General features: G+C 55.3%; 15 protein-coding genes and 4 tRNA genes. All 19 read left to right on the forward strand.

The window, feature by feature from the left end; genetic code table 11:
- Window positions 1-113: 113 nt before the first annotated feature.
- Window positions 114-1,073 carry a bifunctional biotin--[acetyl-CoA-carboxylase] ligase/biotin operon repressor BirA gene (gene birA / locus JFU58_RS02585; RefSeq protein ID WP_201139807.1) on the forward strand — a complete coding sequence of 320 codons (960 nt, stop codon included), beginning with the start codon at window positions 114-116 and terminating at the stop codon, window positions 1,071-1,073.
- Window positions 1,063-1,812, forward strand: coding sequence for a pantothenate kinase (locus JFU58_RS02590; RefSeq protein ID WP_201139808.1), 750 nt, complete (start codon window positions 1,063-1,065; stop codon window positions 1,810-1,812). Before birA ends, JFU58_RS02590 begins: the two co-directional genes overlap by 11 nt.
- Before the next feature lie 7 nt (window positions 1,813-1,819).
- Window positions 1,820-2,266, forward strand: coding sequence for a hypothetical protein (locus JFU58_RS02595; RefSeq protein ID WP_063026815.1), 447 nt, complete (start codon window positions 1,820-1,822; stop codon window positions 2,264-2,266).
- 143 nt (window positions 2,267-2,409) lie between these two features.
- Window positions 2,410-2,494, forward strand: a tRNA-Tyr gene (locus JFU58_RS02600).
- A gap of 23 nt (window positions 2,495-2,517) precedes the next feature.
- A tRNA-Gly gene (locus tag JFU58_RS02605) sits at window positions 2,518-2,591 on the forward strand.
- 26 nt (window positions 2,592-2,617) lie between these two features.
- Window positions 2,618-2,693: transfer RNA gene (locus JFU58_RS02610), tRNA-Thr, on the forward strand.
- Between the two features lie 164 nt (window positions 2,694-2,857).
- Window positions 2,858-2,933: transfer RNA gene (locus JFU58_RS02615), tRNA-Trp, on the forward strand.
- Window positions 2,934-2,978: 45 nt separating this feature from the next.
- The gene (gene secE / locus JFU58_RS02620; protein WP_003210099.1) at window positions 2,979-3,347 is read left to right on the forward strand and encodes a preprotein translocase subunit SecE; all 369 of its coding nucleotides are present in this window, start codon (window positions 2,979-2,981) and stop codon (window positions 3,345-3,347) included.
- 9 nt (window positions 3,348-3,356) lie between these two features.
- Window positions 3,357-3,890 carry a transcription termination/antitermination protein NusG gene (nusG, locus tag JFU58_RS02625; RefSeq protein ID WP_003176436.1) on the forward strand — a complete coding sequence of 178 codons (534 nt, stop codon included), beginning with the start codon at window positions 3,357-3,359 and terminating at the stop codon, window positions 3,888-3,890.
- Window positions 3,891-4,007: 117 nt separating this feature from the next.
- Window positions 4,008-4,439 (forward strand): 50S ribosomal protein L11, encoded by a 432-nt coding sequence (gene rplK, locus JFU58_RS02630; protein WP_003210097.1) that lies wholly within the window; start codon window positions 4,008-4,010, stop codon window positions 4,437-4,439.
- A complete protein-coding gene (gene rplA / locus JFU58_RS02635; RefSeq protein WP_003176434.1) occupies window positions 4,439-5,134 on the forward strand; it encodes a 50S ribosomal protein L1 in 696 nt (231 codons plus the stop codon). Before rplK ends, rplA begins: the two co-directional genes overlap by 1 nt.
- 198 nt (window positions 5,135-5,332) lie before the next feature.
- Complete coding sequence (gene rplJ, locus JFU58_RS02640; RefSeq protein ID WP_010174464.1) at window positions 5,333-5,833, forward strand: 50S ribosomal protein L10; 501 nt, start codon at window positions 5,333-5,335, stop codon at window positions 5,831-5,833.
- A gap of 78 nt (window positions 5,834-5,911) precedes the next feature.
- On the forward strand, window positions 5,912-6,277 hold the full coding sequence (gene rplL / locus JFU58_RS02645; protein WP_003210093.1) for a 50S ribosomal protein L7/L12: 366 nt from the start codon (window positions 5,912-5,914) through the stop codon (window positions 6,275-6,277).
- 220 nt (window positions 6,278-6,497) lie between these two features.
- A complete protein-coding gene (gene rpoB / locus JFU58_RS02650) occupies window positions 6,498-10,571 on the forward strand; it encodes a DNA-directed RNA polymerase subunit beta (RefSeq protein ID WP_017476319.1) in 4,074 nt (1,357 codons plus the stop codon).
- 64 nt (window positions 10,572-10,635) lie between these two features.
- Window positions 10,636-14,835: a DNA-directed RNA polymerase subunit beta' gene (gene rpoC, locus JFU58_RS02655; protein WP_017476318.1), complete on the forward strand. Its 4,200-nt coding sequence runs from the start codon at window positions 10,636-10,638 to the stop codon at window positions 14,833-14,835.
- 216 nt (window positions 14,836-15,051) lie between these two features.
- A complete protein-coding gene (gene rpsL / locus JFU58_RS02660; RefSeq protein ID WP_002555494.1) occupies window positions 15,052-15,423 on the forward strand; it encodes a 30S ribosomal protein S12 in 372 nt (123 codons plus the stop codon).
- Window positions 15,424-15,541: 118 nt separating this feature from the next.
- Window positions 15,542-16,012: a 30S ribosomal protein S7 gene (gene rpsG, locus JFU58_RS02665; protein WP_002555493.1), complete on the forward strand. Its 471-nt coding sequence runs from the start codon at window positions 15,542-15,544 to the stop codon at window positions 16,010-16,012.
- 30 nt (window positions 16,013-16,042) lie between these two features.
- Window positions 16,043-18,148 (forward strand): elongation factor G, encoded by a 2,106-nt coding sequence (gene fusA / locus JFU58_RS02670; RefSeq protein WP_010174505.1) that lies wholly within the window; start codon window positions 16,043-16,045, stop codon window positions 18,146-18,148.
- Between the two features lie 30 nt (window positions 18,149-18,178).
- Window positions 18,179-19,372 (forward strand): elongation factor Tu, encoded by a 1,194-nt coding sequence (gene tuf / locus JFU58_RS02675; protein WP_003210085.1) that lies wholly within the window; start codon window positions 18,179-18,181, stop codon window positions 19,370-19,372.
- Window positions 19,373-19,420 lie beyond the last annotated feature (48 nt).

The following is a 19,420-nucleotide window of genomic DNA, read 5'->3' on the forward strand; positions in this document are numbered from 1 at the left end:
GGAAAGTATGGCGAGCGAAGACTGTCAGTGTCTTGAATGCTAAAGTCCTGCCTTTCTATGCAATGGCCTTATGCATGGCTATCATGCGTGCCTCATTGTGAGGCGAGACTTGCATGCTGACGTTGTTGAAACTTCTAAAAGATGGTCGATTCCACTCCGGGGAGGCGCTTGGTGCTGCCCTGGGCGTCAGTCGCAGTGCTGTATGGAAGCAGCTTCAGCATCTCGAGGCGGAATTGAATCTACCTATCCATAAAGTTCGCGGTAGGGGATATCAGTTGGCTACGCCCCTGGTTTTGTTGAGTGCTGATGAAATTGCTCGGCATGTACCGGTTCCTGCATGGACTGTTCACATCTCAGACTCCATTGACTCTACCAATGCCGAAGCGTTGCGTCTTATCGAGGCTGGCCGCACTGCGCCATTTCTTGTGCTTTCAGAGCAGCAAACTGCCGGCAGGGGGAGGCGCGGGCGGAAGTGGGTCAGTCCTTTCGCTCAGAACGTGTATTACAGTCTCGTGCTGCGGATCGACGGCGGCATGCGTCAGTTGGAGGGTTTAAGCCTAGTAGTCGGGCTTGCAGTTATGCAGGCGCTGCGGGATGTGGGTGTGCGCAATGCTGGATTAAAGTGGCCAAATGACGTTTTGGTGGGTCAGAAAAAGATCGCCGGAATTCTCCTGGAGCTGATAGGAGATCCCGCTGATGTTTGTCACGTCGTCCTCGGTATCGGCATTAATGTGAATATGCAGAAAGCGGATGAGGTCGATCAGCAATGGACCTCCATGCAGTTGGAGACTGGCAATGCTGTCGATCGTAACTACCTGGTAGCGCGTCTTGGTGTACAGCTGCAGGCTTATCTTGATCGACACCGGTTGTCCGGCTTTTCCGCGATCCAGGGTGAGTGGGAACAGAGTCATTTATGGCAGGGCCGACCGGTATCGCTCATCGCTGGTGTGAATCAGATTGATGGAGTGGTGTTGGGGATCGATGGGCAGGGTGCGTTAAGGTTGAGTGTGGACGGTGTCGAAAAAGTATATAGCGGTGGTGAGCTAAGCCTGAGGTTGCGTGATGATTCTTGAGCTCGACTGTGGGAATAGCTTTATCAAATGGCGGGTGCTTGAGTCAGATAGTGCGCGCATCTTTGCCGAGGGCGTCGTTGGGTCGGATGCCTCGTTGATCGACAGTCTGTTCGCTCTCACGGGGCTTGCGTTGAGGGACTGTCGGCTGGTGAGTGTTCGGGCCTCGGATGAGACGAATCAGCTGGTGACTACCCTGGTGGAGGCGTTTGGCGTGAAGGTCCTCTGTGCTGCTTCGGCAAGGCAGATGGGTGGGGTTCGGAACGGGTACGAAGACTTCGAGCGCCTTGGGTTGGACCGCTGGCTCGCAATGTTGGGTGGTTTTCAATTGGCGCGGGGCGCGTGCCTGGTGCTCGATTTTGGCACTGCAGCAACAGCGGACTTCATTGCTGCGGACGGTGAGCATCTCGGAGGCTTTATTTGCCCTGGCATGCCGCTGATGCGTAATCAGTTGCGAACGCATACGCGAAAAATACGCTATGACGATATTGCCGCTGAGCGCGCCCTCGAGGCCCTGTCTCCGGGGCGTACAACCGTGGAGGCGGTAGAGCGTGGCTGTACGCTCATGCTGAGAGGGTTTGTACTGACTCAGCTGGAATTGGCTCGAAGCTACTGGGGGGGCGACTTCACTGTCTTCCTCACCGGCGGCGACGCCGAGTTGGTGGCTGACTCGGTGCCTCATGGGAGGCTCGTCCCTGATCTGGTTTTTGTTGGCTTGGCGATGGCGTGCCCTTTGTCCTGAGGTTTTTATGCGTTGGCTGTTTCTGCTTTTGCTGGTCCTCAATGTCTTCTATTACATCTGGCATCAGCAGGAGGCCCCTCTGCGCGCTAAAGATGTCACGCCTTTGGCGCTCTATCGTGGCTCTCAGCAAGATATCAGGCTGTTAAGTGAATCGGCTGATGCGATGGTGCGGCGAGACAAGGTAAAGGCGCCTGAAGTGCAGCCTACATGCCTGTACATCGGCGGCCTGTCCGATCAGAAAGAGGTCCAGTCCGTCGAGCAGCGCCTTACAAGCCTGGATATCAAGGTCAAACTGCAATCCCTGAGCCTGCCTGATGCTCAGGGATATTGGCTGCGAGTAGCGCCTGAAAGCAGGCGCTTGGCCGATGATCTGCCCTTTGAAAACCTTGCTAATGAATTCAATGAGTTAAAACATAAAATAATGCCGTGTGAAGGCATTGCAACCTTCGAATAGTTTGCATAGAATGGCGCCCGCTTCGCAGTGAAGACCTCTTGGGTCGACAAGGTACAGCGAAGGTCAACGCAGCTAACCTCATATTTTTTAATGAGAAAGTGGTTGACAGAAGGCTGGCATGATGTAGAATGCCGGCTCGCTTAGGAGGGGTTCCCGAGCGGCCAAAGGGATCAGACTGTAAATCTGACGTCTACGACTTCGAAGGTTCGAATCCTTCCCCCTCCACCATTTTAGCGTGAGCTGCAAGCTCCGCGGGTATAGTTTAGTGGTAGAACCTCAGCCTTCCAAGCTGATGATGCGGGTTCGATTCCCGCTACCCGCTCCAAGTTTGCAGGTTGTGCAGGTTGTTTCGCTCTTGTAGCTCAGTTGGTAGAGCACACCCTTGGTAAGGGTGAGGTCAGCGGTTCAAATCCGCTCAAGAGCTCCATATAACAAGGCAGATATGAAAATATCTGCCTTTGTTTTAACAGCTACCTCTGATTGATTCTGTCCTCTCTCGATGTCTTTGTTTGAGGTGGTTCAAGGTTCGAAGGGGTTTGTTGTTGTAAAGTCTTTTTCAGATCGGCATAATTGTCGGCCTGATTTTGTTTTAGGTCAGTAGCTCAATTGGCAGAGCGACGGTCTCCAAAACCGTAGGTTGGGGGTTCGATTCCCTCCTGACCTGCCAGATTCACTTGGTGTGTCTGGCTTTCTTTTCACAGGATCTTCATAGATGACTCCTAAGGCTGAAGCTCAAGGCTCTCGCTTCGATCTGCTCAAGTGGCTTGTAGTAGTCGCTGTAGTGGTTGTAGGCGTTGTTGGCAACCAGTACTACTCTGGGTCGCCAATCCTGTACCGTGTCCTCGCATTGCTCGCCCTCGCTGCTGTCGCTGCCTTTGTTGGCCTGCAGACTGCAAAAGGCAAGTCGTTTGCGGTCCTGGTGAAGGAAGCTCGTACCGAGATCCGTAAAGTCGTTTGGCCGACTCGCCAAGAAACCACGCAGACCACGTTGATCGTGGTAGCTGTTGTTCTGGTTATGGCGTTGCTGTTGTGGGGGCTTGATTCCCTGCTCGGCTGGCTTGTTTCCTTGATTGTTGGCTAAGGGTGTCCCGTGGCTAAGCGTTGGTACGTTGTGCATGCTTACTCGGGTTACGAGAAGCATGTCATGCGCTCTTTGCTAGAGCGCGTAAAGCTGGCAGGCATGGAAGATGGCTTCGGCGAAATTCTGGTTCCCACTGAAGAAGTGGTTGAAATGCGTAATGGCCAGAAACGCAAAAGCGAGCGCAAGTTCTTCCCTGGCTACGTGCTGGTTCAAATGGACATGAATGAGGGTACTTGGCACTTGGTCAAGGACACTCCTCGCGTCATGGGTTTCATCGGCGGTACCGCTGATAAGCCTGCTCCGATCACTGACAAAGAGGCAGAAGCAATTCTGCGCCGCGTTGCTGACGGTAGCGACAAGCCCAAGCCGAAGACGTTGTTCGAGCCGGGTGAGGTTGTTCGTGTTACAGATGGTCCGTTTGCAGATTTTAACGGCACTGTCGAAGAAGTTAACTACGAAAAGAGCCGGATCCAAGTGGCAGTGCTCATTTTCGGTCGCTCTACTCCGGTAGAGCTAGAGTTCAGCCAGGTCGAAAAAGTCTAGCTGAGCAAGCATCCCAACCCCGCAGCCTTAGGCTGTGGGGTTTTGTCGTCACTGGGATAAACGCGCAAGTAACCGGGGAGCCTTTCGAGGCGTTCGAACCCGTAATTGGAGTGCCTCATGGCCAAGAAGATTACCGCTTACATCAAGCTGCAAGTGAAGGCCGCTCAGGCCAACCCAAGCCCACCTGTTGGTCCAGCTCTGGGTCAGCACGGCGTGAACATCATGGAATTCTGCAAGGCTTTCAACGCCCGTACTCAGGGTATTGAACCAGGTCTGCCGACTCCAGTGATCATCACTGTATACAGCGACCGTAGCTTCACCTTCGAAACCAAGTCGACCCCGGCTTCGGTTCTGTTGAAGAAAGCTGCTGGTCTGACTAGCGGTTCCGCTCGTCCTAACACCGTTAAGGTTGGCACCGTGACCCGTGCTCAGCTGGAAGAAATCGCGAAAACCAAAAACGCGGATCTGACTGCAGCTGATATGGATGCAGCCGTGCGTACCATCGCCGGTTCTGCTCGTAGCATGGGCCTTAACGTGGAGGGTGTGTAATGGCTAAGCTGACCAAGCGCCAAAAGGCTATCGCCGGCAAAATCGAAGCGGGTAAGTCCTACAACTTTGTAGACGCTGCTGCTCTGCTGACCGAGCTGTCGACTGTCAAGTTCAGCGAGTCTGTTGACGTTGCTGTAAACCTGGGCGTTGACCCACGTAAATCCGACCAGGTCGTTCGTAGCGCTACTGTGCTGCCACACGGTACTGGCAAGACTGTACGTGTTGCTGTCTTCACCCAAGGCCCAGCAGCTGAAGCTGCTCTGGCCGCCGGCGCCGATCGCGTTGGCATGGACGACCTGGCTGCCGAAATGAAAGGCGGCGACCTGAACTATGACGTCGTAATTGCTTCCCCGGATGCAATGCGCGTTGTAGGTCAGTTGGGTCAGATCCTCGGTCCACGTGGTCTGATGCCTAACCCTAAAGTCGGCACCGTAACTCCAGACGTAGCTACCGCGGTTAAAAACGCCAAGGCTGGTCAGGTTCGTTATCGCACCGACAAAAACGGCATCATTCACACCTCCGTTGGCAAAGTCGGCTTTGATGCCGTCAAGCTGAAGGAAAACGTTGAAGCCTTGATCGCTGATCTGAAGCGTATCAAGCCAGCTTCCTCGAAAGGTATCTACGTCAAGCGCGTTACCCTGAGCACCACTATGGGCCCAGGTCTGGTCATCGACCAAGGCTCGCTGGACGTATAAGACACAAATTGGCGCAAGTAATTGCGCCAATTGAAAGATTGGGGTCCCTGCCTGGCGGGGGCTATCCAAGACCGTAGGCGACGCAAGTCTTAAACCACAAGCCTACGCAGATGGTGCTCCCGGTTCCTTACCGAATCAGACACCAAAACGACATCCGGCCTAGGCCAGATGAAACGGTAACAAGCAGGAGTTAAACCCGTGGCAATTAATCTCGAAGACAAGAAGGCCATCGTCGCTGAAGTCAACGAGGCTGCCAAAGCTGCTCTGTCCGCTGTCGTGGCTGATGCCCGTGGTGTGACAGTAGGCGCTATGACCGGACTCCGTAAAGAGGCTCGTGAAGCTGGCGTATACGTACGTGTTGTACGTAACACCCTGCTCAAGCGCGCTGTTGCTGACACTGAATACAGTGTCCTCAACGACGTGTTCACCGGCCCGACTCTGATCGCGTTCTCCAAAGAGCATCCAGGCGCTGCTGCCCGTTTGTTCAAAGAATTCGCCAAGAGTCAGGATAAGTTCGAGATCAAGGCAGCTGCGTTCGAGGGCAAGTTCCTCGCAGCTAACCAAATCGACGTACTGGCAACACTGCCGACCCGTAACGAAGCTATTTCTCAGCTGATGAGCGTGATTCAAGGCGCTACCAGCAAGTTGGCTCGTACTCTGGCCGCAGTTCGCGAGCAAAAAGAAGCTGCCGCAGCCTAAGGCTGAGCATCTCCTCTCGCGTATTTTTGTTTATTTCGATGGCCGCGTAGGCCGTCCCCCAATTCAGGAATTACAGCAATGTCTATCTCCCAAGACGATATCCTCAACGCCGTAGCTGAAATGTCGGTTCTGCAGGTTGTTGAGCTGATCAAAGCTTTCGAAGAAAAATTCGGTGTTTCCGCTGCTGCTGCTTCGGCTGGCCCAGCTGTTGCTGCTGTTGCTGCTGAAGAGCAAACCGAATTCAACGTCATGCTGCTGGAAGCTGGCGAGAAGAAAGTAAACGTGATCAAGGCAGTACGTGAACTGACCGGTCTGGGCCTGAAAGAAGCCAAGGCAGTAGTTGACGGTGCCCCTGCCCAGGTTCTGGAAGCAGTGTCGAAAGACGCAGCTGACAAAGCTAAAGCAGTGCTGGAAGAAGCAGGCGCTAAAGTCGAGCTGAAGTAAGCATCGACCTTGCGTCTCCAGCCCAAGCGTTAAGCTGAAGGCTGATGGCTGGTGGCTCTTGCCACCGGCCTTTTTCCGTTATTGGCAATCGACTCGGTCGTCGCCTCTAACGCGCTGTAACCACCCGATGCGGTGGTGCAAACCATGGGGTTTGCAAGATTTTCTGGCTGCTCCCGTCGGGAGGGGCCAAACAAGCAGGTGACCAAGCTGGGGAACGCTGATGGCTTACTCATATACTGAGAAAAAACGTATCCGCAAGGACTTTAGCAAGTTGCCGGACGTCATGGATGTCCCGTACCTTCTGGCTATCCAGCTGGATTCGTATCGTGAATTCTTGCAGGCGGGAGCGACCAAAGATCAGTTCCGCGACGTGGGCCTGCATGCGGCCTTCAAATCCGTTTTCCCGATCATCAGCTACTCCGGCAATGCTGCGCTGGAGTACGTCGGTTATCGCCTGGGCGAACCGGCATTTGATGTCAAAGAATGCGTGTTGCGCGGTGTTACGTACGCCGTACCTTTGCGGGTAAAAGTCCGTCTGATCATCTTCGACAAAGAGTCGTCGAACAAAGCGATCAAGGACATCAAAGAGCAAGAAGTCTACATGGGTGAAATCCCCCTGATGACTGAGAACGGTACCTTCGTTATCAACGGTACCGAGCGCGTTATCGTTTCCCAGCTGCACCGTTCCCCGGGCGTGTTCTTCGACCACGACCGCGGCAAGACGCACAGCTCCGGCAAGCTCCTGTACTCCGCGCGGATCATTCCGTACCGCGGTTCGTGGTTGGACTTCGAGTTCGACCCGAAAGACTGCGTGTTCGTGCGTATCGACCGTCGTCGCAAGCTGCCGGCCTCGGTACTGCTGCGCGCGCTCGGCTATACCACTGAGCAAGTGCTGGATGCCTTCTATACCACTAACGTATTCCACCTGAGCGGCGAAACCCTCAGCCTGGAACTGGTGCCTCAGCGCCTGCGTGGTGAGATTGCCGTTCTGGACATCCAGGACGAAAAAGGCAAGGTCATCGTTGAAGCCGGCCGCCGTATTACCGCGCGCCACATCAACCAGATCGAAAAAGCCGGTATCAAGACGCTGGAAGTGCCTCTGGACTACGTCCTGGGTCGCACCACCGCCAAGGTCATCGTGCACCCGGCCACCGGCGAAATCCTGGCTGAATGCAACACCGAGCTGAACACCGAGATCCTGGCGAAAATCGCCAAGTCCCAGGTTGTTCGCATCGAGACCCTGTACACCAACGACATCGACTGCGGTCCGTTCGTCTCCGACACCCTGAAGATCGACTCCACCAGCAACCAATTGGAAGCGCTGGTCGAGATCTATCGCATGATGCGTCCTGGCGAGCCACCAACCAAAGACGCTGCCGAGACCCTGTTCAACAACCTGTTCTTCAGCCCTGAGCGCTATGACCTGTCTGCGGTCGGCCGGATGAAGTTCAACCGTCGTATCGGTCGTACCGAGATCGAAGGTTCGGGCGTGCTGTGCAAGGAAGACATCGTCGCGGTACTGAAGACCCTGGTCGACATCCGTAACGGTAAAGGCATCGTCGATGACATCGACCACCTGGGTAACCGTCGTGTTCGCTGCGTAGGCGAAATGGCCGAGAACCAGTTCCGCGTTGGCCTGGTACGTGTTGAGCGTGCGGTCAAAGAGCGTCTGTCGATGGCAGAAAGCGAAGGCCTGATGCCGCAGGACCTGATCAACGCCAAGCCAGTGGCTGCGGCGGTGAAAGAGTTCTTCGGTTCCAGCCAGCTCTCGCAGTTCATGGACCAGAACAACCCGCTCTCCGAGATCACCCACAAGCGCCGTGTTTCCGCACTGGGCCCGGGCGGTCTGACCCGAGAGCGTGCAGGCTTTGAAGTTCGTGACGTACACCCGACTCACTACGGTCGCGTATGCCCGATTGAAACGCCGGAAGGTCCGAACATCGGCCTGATCAACTCCCTGGCTGCTTATGCGCGCACCAACCAGTACGGCTTCCTCGAGAGCCCGTACCGTGTGGTGAAAGACGCACTGGTCACCGACGAGATCGTGTTCCTGTCCGCCATCGAAGAAGCTGATCACGTGATCGCTCAGGCTTCGGCCACGATGAACGACAAGAAAATGCTGATCGACGAGCTGGTAGCTGTTCGTCACTTGAACGAGTTCACCGTCAAGGCGCCGGAGGACGTCACCTTGATGGACGTATCGCCGAAGCAGGTAGTTTCGGTTGCAGCGTCGCTGATCCCGTTCCTGGAACACGATGACGCCAACCGTGCGTTGATGGGTTCCAACATGCAGCGTCAAGCTGTACCGACCCTGCGCGCTGACAAGCCGCTGGTAGGTACCGGCATGGAGCGTAACGTAGCTCGTGACTCCGGCGTTTGCGTCGTGGCTCGTCGTGGTGGCGTGATCGACTCCGTTGATGCCAGCCGTATCGTGGTTCGTGTTGCCGATGACGAAGTTGAAACTGGCGAAGCCGGTGTCGACATCTACAACCTGACCAAGTACACCCGCTCCAACCAGAACACCTGCATCAACCAGCGTCCGCTGGTAAGCAAGGGTGATCGGGTTCAGCGCAGCGACATCATGGCAGACGGTCCGTCCACCGATATGGGTGAGCTGGCACTGGGTCAGAACATGCGCATCGCGTTCATGGCCTGGAACGGTTACAACTTCGAAGACTCCATCTGCCTGTCCGAGCGTGTGGTTCAGGAAGATCGTTTCACCACGATCCACATTCAGGAACTGACCTGTGTGGCGCGTGACACCAAGCTTGGGCCAGAGGAAATCACTGCAGACATCCCGAACGTGGGCGAAGCTGCACTGAACAAGCTGGACGAAGCCGGTATCGTTTACGTAGGTGCTGAAGTTGGCGCAGGCGACATCCTGGTGGGTAAGGTCACTCCGAAAGGCGAGACCCAACTGACTCCGGAAGAGAAGCTGTTGCGTGCCATCTTCGGTGAAAAAGCCAGCGACGTTAAAGACACTTCCCTGCGTGTACCTACCGGTACCAAGGGCACTGTCATCGACGTACAGGTCTTCACCCGTGACGGCGTTGAGCGTGATGCTCGTGCACTGTCCATCGAGAAGACTCAACTCGACGAGATCCGCAAGGACCTGAACGAAGAGTTCCGTATCGTTGAAGGCGCAACCTTCGAACGTCTGCGTTCCGCCCTGGTAGGCCACAAGGCTGAAGGCGGCGCAGGTCTGAAGAAAGGTCAGGACATCACCGACGAAGTACTCGACGGTCTTGAGCACGGCCAGTGGTTCAAACTGCGCATGGCTGAAGACGCTCTGAACGAGCAGCTCGAAAAGGCCCAAGCCTATATCGTTGATCGCCGCCGTCTGCTGGACGACAAGTTCGAAGACAAGAAGCGCAAACTGCAGCAGGGCGATGACCTGGCTCCAGGCGTGCTGAAAATCGTCAAGGTTTACCTGGCAATCCGTCGCCGCATCCAGCCGGGCGACAAGATGGCCGGTCGTCACGGTAACAAAGGTGTGGTCTCCGTGATCATGCCGGTTGAAGACATGCCGCACGATGCCAATGGCACCCCGGTCGACGTCGTCCTCAACCCGTTGGGCGTACCTTCGCGTATGAACGTTGGTCAGATCCTTGAAACCCACCTGGGCCTCGCGGCTAAAGGTCTGGGCGAGAAGATCAACCGTATGATCGAAGAGCAGCGCAAGGTTGCTGACCTACGCAAGTTCCTGCACGAGATCTACAACGAGATCGGCGGTCGCAACGAAGAGCTGGACACCTTCTCCGACCAGGAAATCCTGGATCTGGCGAAGAACCTGCGCGGCGGCGTTCCAATGGCTACCCCGGTGTTCGACGGTGCCAAGGAAAGCGAAATCAAGGCCATGCTGAAACTGGCAGACCTGCCAGAAAGCGGCCAGATGCAGCTGTTCGACGGCCGTACCGGCAACAAGTTTGAGCGCCCGGTTACTGTTGGCTACATGTACATGCTGAAGCTGAACCACTTGGTAGACGACAAGATGCACGCTCGTTCTACCGGTTCGTACAGCCTGGTTACCCAGCAGCCGCTGGGTGGTAAGGCTCAGTTCGGTGGTCAGCGTTTCGGGGAGATGGAGGTCTGGGCACTGGAAGCATACGGTGCTGCTTACACTCTGCAAGAAATGCTCACAGTGAAGTCGGACGATGTGAACGGTCGGACCAAGATGTACAAAAACATCGTGGACGGCGATCACCGTATGGAGCCGGGCATGCCCGAGTCCTTCAACGTGTTGATCAAAGAAATTCGTTCCCTCGGCATCGATATCGATCTGGAAACCGAATAACACGTGACGCGAATCGAGAGCGGGGCTGTTTAGCCCGCTCTCTGCTCCGCCAGGAGGAAAGGCCTTGAAAGACCTACTGAATTTGCTGAAAAACCAGGGTCAAGTCGAAGAGTTCGACGCCATCCGTATTGGGTTGGCATCGCCTGAGATGATCCGTTCGTGGTCGTTCGGTGAAGTTAAAAAGCCGGAAACCATCAACTACCGTACGTTCAAACCAGAGCGTGACGGCCTGTTCTGCGCCAAGATCTTTGGCCCGGTAAAGGATTACGAGTGCCTGTGCGGTAAGTACAAGCGCTTGAAGCACCGTGGTGTGATCTGCGAGAAGTGCGGCGTTGAAGTTGCACTGGCCAAGGTTCGTCGTGAGCGCATGGCGCACATCGAGCTGGCTTCGCCGGTTGCCCACATCTGGTTCCTGAAGTCGCTGCCGTCCCGTATCGGCTTGCTGATGGACATGACCCTGCGTGATATCGAGCGCGTTCTCTACTTCGAGAGCTATGTCGTTATCGATCCAGGCATGACCACCCTTGAAAAAGGTCAGCTGCTGAACGACGAGCAGTATTTCGAAGCGCTGGAAGAGTTCGGCGACGATTTCGATGCCCGCATGGGTGCCGAAGCTGTCCGCGAACTGCTGCACGCTATCGACCTGGAACACGAGATTGGCCGTCTGCGTGAAGAAATTCCGCAAACCAACTCCGAAACCAAGATCAAGAAACTGTCCAAGCGTCTGAAGTTGATGGAGGCCTTCCAGGGTTCCGGCAACTTGCCAGAGTGGATGGTGCTGACCGTTCTGCCGGTTCTGCCGCCAGACCTGCGTCCGCTGGTACCGTTGGATGGCGGCCGCTTCGCGACTTCCGACCTCAACGACCTGTACCGTCGCGTGATCAACCGTAACAACCGCTTGAAGCGTCTGCTCGACCTGTCCGCTCCGGACATCATCGTGCGCAACGAAAAGCGTATGTTGCAAGAAGCTGTCGATGCCCTGCTCGACAACGGTCGTCGTGGCCGCGCTATCACCGGTTCGAACAAGCGTCCTCTGAAATCCCTGGCTGACATGATCAAGGGTAAGCAAGGTCGTTTCCGTCAGAACTTGCTCGGTAAGCGTGTTGACTACTCCGGTCGTTCGGTAATTACCGTAGGCCCGACCCTGCGTCTGCACCAGTGCGGTCTGCCGAAGAAGATGGCTCTCGAGCTGTTCAAACCGTTCATTTTCGGCAAGCTGGAAATGCGTGGTCTCGCGACCACCATCAAGGCCGCCAAGAAAATGGTCGAGCGCGAACTGCCAGAGGTTTGGGACGTTCTCGCTGAAGTGATCCGTGAACACCCGGTTCTCCTCAACCGTGCACCGACCCTTCACCGTCTGGGTATCCAGGCGTTTGAACCGGTACTGATCGAAGGTAAGGCTATCCAGCTGCACCCTCTGGTCTGTGCTGCGTACAACGCCGACTTCGACGGCGACCAAATGGCCGTGCACGTACCGCTGACGCTGGAAGCCCAGCTGGAAGCGCGTGCGTTGATGATGTCGACCAACAACATTCTGTCGCCAGCCAACGGTGAGCCAATCATCGTTCCGTCGCAGGACGTTGTATTGGGTCTGTACTACATGACTCGTGAAGCGATCAACGCCAAGGGCGAAGGTCGTGTGTTCGCGGATCTGCAGGAAGTTGACCGTGTGTTCCGTGCCGGCGAAGCCGCACTGCACGCCAAGGTTAAAGTCCGCATCCACGAAACCATCAACGATCGTGACGGTGGCAGCGTCAAGAACACCCGTATCGTCGACACCACTGTCGGCCGTGCGCTGTTGTTCCAGGTTGTTCCACCAGGCCTGTCGTACGACGTGGTCAACCAGCCAATGAAGAAAAAGGCGATCTCCAAGCTGATCAACCAGTGCTACCGCGTGGTTGGTTTGAAAGAGACCGTTATCTTCGCTGACCAGTTGATGTACACCGGTTTTGCTTATTCGACCATTTCCGGCGTTTCCATCGGTGTTAACGACTTCGTTATCCCGGACGAGAAAGCCGCCATCATTGGTGCTGCTACCGATGAAGTGAAAGAGATCGAAAGCCAGTACGCCTCCGGCCTGGTAACCCAGGGCGAGAAGTACAACAAAGTGATCGACCTTTGGTCCAAGGCCAACGACGAAGTGTCGAAGGCGATGATGTCGAACCTCTCGAAAGAGCGCGTTATCGACCGTCATGGCGTAGAAGTCGATCAAGAGTCGTTCAACTCGATGTACATGATGGCCGACTCGGGCGCACGGGGTTCTGCTGCGCAGATCCGTCAGCTCGCCGGTATGCGTGGCCTGATGGCCAAGCCGGACGGTTCCATCATCGAAACGCCGATTACTGCGAACTTCCGTGAAGGTTTGAGCGTACTTCAGTACTTCATCTCGACTCACGGTGCTCGTAAAGGTCTGGCGGATACCGCGTTGAAAACCGCTAACTCCGGTTACCTGACTCGTCGTCTGGTAGACGTTGCACAAGACTTGGTTGTGACTGAAGTTGACTGCGGTACCGAGCACGGTCTGCTGATGACTCCGCACATCGAAGGCGGCGACGTTGTAGAGCCTTTGGGTGAGCGCGTACTGGGTCGAGTAATCGCCCGTGACGTATTCAAGCCGGGTACCGAGGAAATCATCGTTCCTGCCGGCACCCTGGTAGACGAGAAGTGGGTCGAGTTCATCGAACTCAACAGCATCGACGAAGTGATTGTTCGCTCGCCGATCAGCTGCGAAACCCGCTACGGCATTTGCGCCAAGTGCTACGGCCGTGACTTGGCTCGTGGTCACCAGGTGAACATCGGTGAAGCGGTCGGCGTTATCGCTGCCCAGTCCATCGGTGAGCCGGGTACCCAGCTGACCATGCGTACGTTCCACATCGGTGGTGCGGCAAGCCGGACCTCCGCAGCCGACAGCGTTCAGGTGAAGAATGGCGGTACCGTCCGTCTGCACAACCTGAAGCACGTTGAGCGAGTGGATGGCCACCTGGTAGCTGTGTCTCGTTCCGGTGAGCTGGCAATCGCTGATGACTACGGTCGTGAGCGTGAGCGTTACAAGCTGCCGTACGGTGCTGTGATTTCGGTTAAAGAAGGTGACAAGGTCGACGCTGGCGCAATCGTGGCCAAGTGGGATCCGCACACTCACCCAATCGTTACCGAAATGAAAGGTACCGTGACCTACGTGGGCATGGAAGAAGGCATCACGATCAAGCGTCAGACTGACGAATTGACCGGTATGACCAACATTGAAGTACTCGACGCCAAAGACCGTCCAGCTGCAGGCAAAGATATCCGTCCTGCTGTGAAGATGGTTGATGACAACGGCAAGGATCTGTTGCTGCCAGGCACTGACGTTATCGCTCAGTACTTCCTGCCAGCCAACGCCCTGGTCGGTGTTGCGGATGGTGCGAAGATCGCGATCGGTGATGTTATCGCTCGTATCCCGCAAGAAACTTCGAAGACCCGTGACATCACCGGTGGTCTGCCGCGTGTTGCCGACTTGTTCGAAGCTCGTCGTCCGAAAGAAGCGTCGATTCTGGCTGAAGTCAGCGGCACCATCGCGTTCGGTAAAGAGACCAAAGGCAAGCGCCGTCTGGTCATTACCCCGAACGACGGTAGCGATCCGTACGAAGAGCTGATTCCGAAGTGGCGTCACCTGAACGTTTTCGAAGGCGAACAGGTAAACCGCGGCGAAGTTATCTCCGACGGCCCGAGCGATCCACACGACATCCTGCGTCTGCTGGGTGTGAGTGCGCTGGCCAAGTACATCGTTAACGAGATCCAGGACGTTTACCGTCTGCAAGGCGTGAAGATCAACGATAAGCACATCGAGACCATCCTGCGTCAGATGCTGCGTAAAGTTGAAATCGCTGAATCCGGCGATTCGAGTTTCATCAAGGGCGACCAGATGGAACTGACTCACGTACTGGTAGAGAACGAGCGCCTGGCGAACGACGAGAAATTCGTTTCCAAGTTCACTCGTGTGTTGCTGGGTATCACCAAGGCGTCGTTGTCCACTGAGTCGTTCATCTCGGCGGCCTCCTTCCAGGAGACCACTCGCGTACTGACCGAAGCAGCGGTAACCGGCAAGCGCGACTACTTGCGCGGCCTGAAAGAAAACGTGGTTGTGGGTCGACTGATCCCAGCCGGTACCGGCTTGGCCTACCACAGCGAGCGTAAGCGCCGCCGTGAACTCGACAAGCCGCTGCGCGTGAGCGCCAGTGAAGTGGAAGCTGCACTGACCGAAGCACTGAACTCAAGCGGTAACTGAGTTCTGCGGTAAATAAGACCGGGCCCTGGCAGCCCCGTTCGTCGGATCGAGGCAGATTTGTCCCGGTTCGATGGAGGGGGAGGTCGGGGCCTTGCCTTGACTGGGGACAAGATCCTCTTTAGACTCTTGTACCCCTAAATTTGGCGGGAATTCGTTCCTGCCATTTTGCTTTTCTTGCAAGACAATAGCGTCGCAAGACAACAGTGGAGCTAGTAGATGGCAACTATCAACCAGCTGGTACGTCAGCCGCGTAAGCGTATCGTCGAGAAATCCGACGTGCCTGCGCTGCAGAACTGCCCGCAACGTCGTGGCGTATGCACTCGCGTGTATACCACTACGCCGAAAAAACCTAACTCGGCACTGCGTAAAGTATGCCGTGTGCGCCTGACCAACGGTTTCGAGGTTTCCTCGTACATCGGCGGTGAAGGCCACAACCTGCAAGAGCACAGCGTGGTACTGATCCGCGGCGGTCGTGTAAAAGACTTGCCAGGTGTTCGTTACCACACCGTACGCGGCTCCTTGGATACTTCCGGCGTTAAAGGTCGTAACCAGGGTCGTTCGAAGTACGGTACCAAGAAGCCTAAGTAGTAGCGGCTTTTTGTAAAACTGAATCATCTTATTTTCTGAGTCGATAAGAGTAAGGTCGGAGGCGTCCCGAAAGGGCACCGATTCCGAGCGAACCTGAAGACCGTTTGAGGGCTTATCCATGCCAAGAAGACGCGTAGCAGCCAAGCGCGAAGTGCTTGACGATCCAAAATACGGAAGCCAAATTCTGGCCAAGTTCATGAACCACGTGATGGAAAGCGGCAAGAAAGCCGTTGCCGAGCGTATCGTTTATGGCGCGCTGGAAAAGGTTAAAGAGCGCAAGAACAGCGACCCCCTGGAAATCTTCGAGAAAGCTCTCGACGCCATCGCTCCGCTGGTCGAAGTGAAGTCGCGCCGTGTAGGCGGTGCTACTTACCAGGTTCCGGTTGAAGTTCGCCCGTCCCGTCGTAACGCTTTGGCAATGCGCTGGTTGGTAGACTTCGCCCGTAAGCGCGGCGAGAAGTCTATGGCCCTGCGTTTGGCTGGCGAACTGTTGGACGCTGCTGAAGGTAAAGGTGCTGCTGTTAAGAAGCGTGAAGACGTGCACCGTATGGCTGAAGCCAACAAAGCTTTCTCGCACTACCGCTTCTAATTCTAGCTTCACTAATTTTGCGAGGGCTTTATGGCTCGTACTACTCCGATTAGTCGCTACCGTAACATCGGTATCGTCGCTCACGTGGATGCTGGTAAAACCACCACCACCGAGCGCGTCCTTTTTTACACCGGCAAAAGTCACAAGATGGGCGAGGTGCATGATGGCGCCGCGACCACAGACTGGATGGTTCAGGAGCAGGAGCGTGGTATTACCATTACTTCTGCTGCTATTACCGCCTTCTGGAAAGGTTCCGAGAAGCAGTACAAAGACGAACACCGCTTCAACGTAATCGATACCCCGGGCCACGTAGACTTCACCATTGAAGTTGAACGTTCCCTGCGCGTACTCGACGGCGCTGTCGTTGTGTTCTGCGGTACCTCGGGTGTTGAGCCTCAGTCGGAAACCGTATGGCGTCAGGCCAACAAGTACGGCGTTCCACGTCTTGTTTACGTAAACAAGATGGACCGTGCTGGTGCAAACTTCCTGCGCGTGATCGGTCAGATCAAGCAGCGTCTGGGTCACACCCCGGTGCCAATCCAGTTGGCTATCGGTTCCGAAGACAACTTCCAGGGGCAGATCGATCTGCTGACCATGGAAGCTGTTTATTGGAACGATGCTGACAAGGGTATGGTTCCTCGTCGCGAAGCTATCCCTGCTGAACTGCAGGAATTGGCTGACGAGTGGCGCAACAACATGGTTGAGGCTGCGGCCGAAGCCAGCGAAGAGCTGATGAACAAGTACCTCGAAGGTGAAGAGCTCACCAACGCGGAAATCAAGGCCGCTCTGCGTCAGCGTACTATCGCTGGTGAGATCGTCTTGGCTGTTTGCGGTTCCTCGTTCAAGAACAAGGGCGTTCCCCTGGTTCTCGATGCTGTGATCGACTACCTGCCGGCACCAGTGGATATTCCTGCCATCAAGGGTACTGACCCTGATGACGAGACTATCGAGCTGGAGCGTCATGCAGACGACGCAGAACCGTTCTCCGCTCTGGCATTTAAAATTGCCACTGACCCATTCGTGGGTACCTTGACCTTCGTCCGTGTTTACTCGGGCGTGTTGAACTCCGGCGACGGCGTGATCAACTCGGTTAAAGGCAAGAAAGAGCGCGTGGGTCGTATGGTGCAAATGCACGCAAACGCCCGTGAAGAGATCAAGGAAGTACGCGCTGGTGACATCGCGGCCTTGATCGGCATGAAGGACGTCACCACTGGTGAGACCTTGTGCAACGCTGACAAGCCAATCATCCTGGTTCGCATGGACTTCCCGGAGCCGGTTATTTCGGTTGCCGTTGAGCCTAAGACCAAGGATGACCAGGAAAAAATGGGTATCGCTCTGGGCAAACTTGCTCAGGAAGATCCATCTTTCCGCGTCAAGACTGATGAAGAGACTGGTCAAACGATCATCTCCGGCATGGGCGAGCTTCACCTGGACATCCTGGTTGACCGGATGCGCCGTGAGTTCAACGTCGAAGCCAACATCGGTAAGCCTCAGGTTTCCTATCGTGAGCGCATCACGAAGAACTGCGAAATCGAAGGCAAATTCGTTCGTCAATCCGGCGGTCGTGGCCAGTTCGGCCATTGCTGGATCCGTTTTGCTCCTGCTGATGAAGGTCAGGAAGGTCTGCAATTCGTGAACGAAGTAGTGGGCGGTGTTGTTCCTAAGGAATACATCCCGGCTATCCAGAAGGGTATCGAAGAGCAGATGAAGAACGGTGTTGTTGCCGGCTATCCGCTCATCGGCCTGAAGGCGACCGTTTTTGACGGTTCTTACCACGACGTCGACTCCAACGAGATGGCGTTTAAGGTGGCTGCTTCCATGGCTACCAAGCAACTGGCCCAGAAGGGCGGTGGTGAGTTGCTTGAGCCAATCATGGCAGTAGAAGTCGTTACGCCTGAAGACTACATGGGTGACGTGATGGGCGACCTTAACCGTCGTCGCGGCATGATCTTGGGTATGGAAGATACGGTTTCCGGCAAAGTGATTCGTGCCGAGGTTCCGTTGGGCGAGATGTTCGGTTATGCGACCGACGTTCGTTCCATGTCTCAGGGTCGCGCAAGCTACTCTATGGAATTCAAAAAATACAACACAGCTCCGGCGCACATCGCTGAAACTGTATCCAAAAAACAAGGCTGATTCAGTCCTTTAGGCAAGGAGTTAATTGTCGTGGCTAAAGAAAAATTTGATCGTTCCCTACCGCACGTAAACGTTGGCACTATCGGCCACGTTGACCACGGTAAAACCACTCTGACCGCTGCTCTGACTCGCGTCTGCTCCGAAGTTTTCGGTTCGGCTCGTGTTGACTTCGACAAGATCGACAGCGCACCAGAAGAAAAAGCTCGTGGTATCACCATCAACACCGCGCACGTTGAATACAACTCGCTGATCCGTCACTACGCTCACGTTGACTGCCCAGGTCACGCTGACTATGTGAAGAACATGATCACCGGTGCTGCCCAGATGGACGGCGCGATCCTGGTTTGCTCGGCCGCTGATGGTCCGATGCCACAAACCCGTGAACACATCCTGCTGTCCCGTCAGGTAGGCGTTCCGTACATCGTGGTCTTCCTGAACAAGGCTGACTTGGTAGACGACGCTGAGCTGCTGGAACTGGTTGAGATGGAAGTGCGCGATCTGCTGAGCACTTACGACTTCCCGGGCGACGACACTCCGATCATCATCGGTTCTGCTCGTATGGCTCTGGACGGTCTTGACGACAACGAAATGGGCACCACTGCCGTTCGTAAACTGGTTGAGACTCTGGACAGCTACATCCCAGATCCAGTTCGTGTTATCGACAAGCCGTTCCTGATGCCAATCGAAGACGTATTCTCGATCTCCGGTCGTGGTACTGTTGTAACTGGCCGTATCGAGCGCGGTATCGTTAAGGTTCAAGATCCACTGGAAATCGTTGGTCTGCGTGACACTACCGTCACCACCTGCACCGGTGTTGAAATGTTCCGTAAACTGCTCGACGAAGGTCGTGCAGGCGAGAACTGCGGCGTTCTGCTGCGTGGTACCAAGCGTGACGACGTTGAGCGTGGCCAGGTTCTGGTCAAGCCAGGTTCGGTTAAGCCGCACACTACCTTCGAAGCTGAAGTGTACGTGTTGAGCAAAGAAGAAGGCGGCCGTCACACTCCGTTCTTCAAAGGCTACCGTCCACAGTTCTACTTCCGGACCACTGACGTGACCGGTAACTGCGAACTGCCGGAAGGCGTTGAAATGGTAATGCCAGGCGACAACATCAAAATGGTTGTCACCCTGATCAAAACCATCGCAATGGAAGATGGTCTGCGTTTCGCTATTCGTGAAGGCGGTCGTACCGTCGGCGCTGGCGTCGTAGCCAAAATCATCGCTTAATAAGTGATGACTTGAAAAAGCCCCCGCTCAGCGGGGGCTTTTTTATTG

The organism is Pseudomonas sp. TH34, assembly GCF_016650865.1.
GTDB classification, from domain to species: Bacteria; Pseudomonadota; Gammaproteobacteria; order Pseudomonadales; family Pseudomonadaceae; genus Aquipseudomonas; species Aquipseudomonas yamanorum.

Excerpts from the sequence above, each read along its gene's own strand:
- secE (WP_003210099.1), top strand. The coding sequence starts at position 2,979 with ATGACTCCTAAGGCTGAAGCTCAAGGCTCTCGCTTCGATCTGCTCAAG.
- rpsG (WP_002555493.1), top strand. The coding sequence starts at position 15,542 with ATGCCAAGAAGACGCGTAGCAGCCAAGCGCGAAGTGCTTGACGATCCA.
- JFU58_RS02590 (WP_201139808.1), top strand. The coding sequence starts at position 1,063 with ATGATTCTTGAGCTCGACTGTGGGAATAGCTTTATCAAATGGCGGGTG.
- birA (WP_201139807.1), top strand. The coding sequence starts at position 114 with ATGCTGACGTTGTTGAAACTTCTAAAAGATGGTCGATTCCACTCCGGG.
- rpsL (WP_002555494.1), top strand. The coding sequence starts at position 15,052 with ATGGCAACTATCAACCAGCTGGTACGTCAGCCGCGTAAGCGTATCGTC.
- rplK (WP_003210097.1), top strand. The coding sequence starts at position 4,008 with ATGGCCAAGAAGATTACCGCTTACATCAAGCTGCAAGTGAAGGCCGCT.
- rplA (WP_003176434.1), top strand. The coding sequence starts at position 4,439 with ATGGCTAAGCTGACCAAGCGCCAAAAGGCTATCGCCGGCAAAATCGAA.
- rpoB (WP_017476319.1), top strand. The coding sequence starts at position 6,498 with ATGGCTTACTCATATACTGAGAAAAAACGTATCCGCAAGGACTTTAGC.
- rplL (WP_003210093.1), top strand. The coding sequence starts at position 5,912 with ATGTCTATCTCCCAAGACGATATCCTCAACGCCGTAGCTGAAATGTCG.
- fusA (WP_010174505.1), top strand. The coding sequence starts at position 16,043 with ATGGCTCGTACTACTCCGATTAGTCGCTACCGTAACATCGGTATCGTC.
- JFU58_RS02595 (WP_063026815.1), top strand. The coding sequence starts at position 1,820 with ATGCGTTGGCTGTTTCTGCTTTTGCTGGTCCTCAATGTCTTCTATTAC.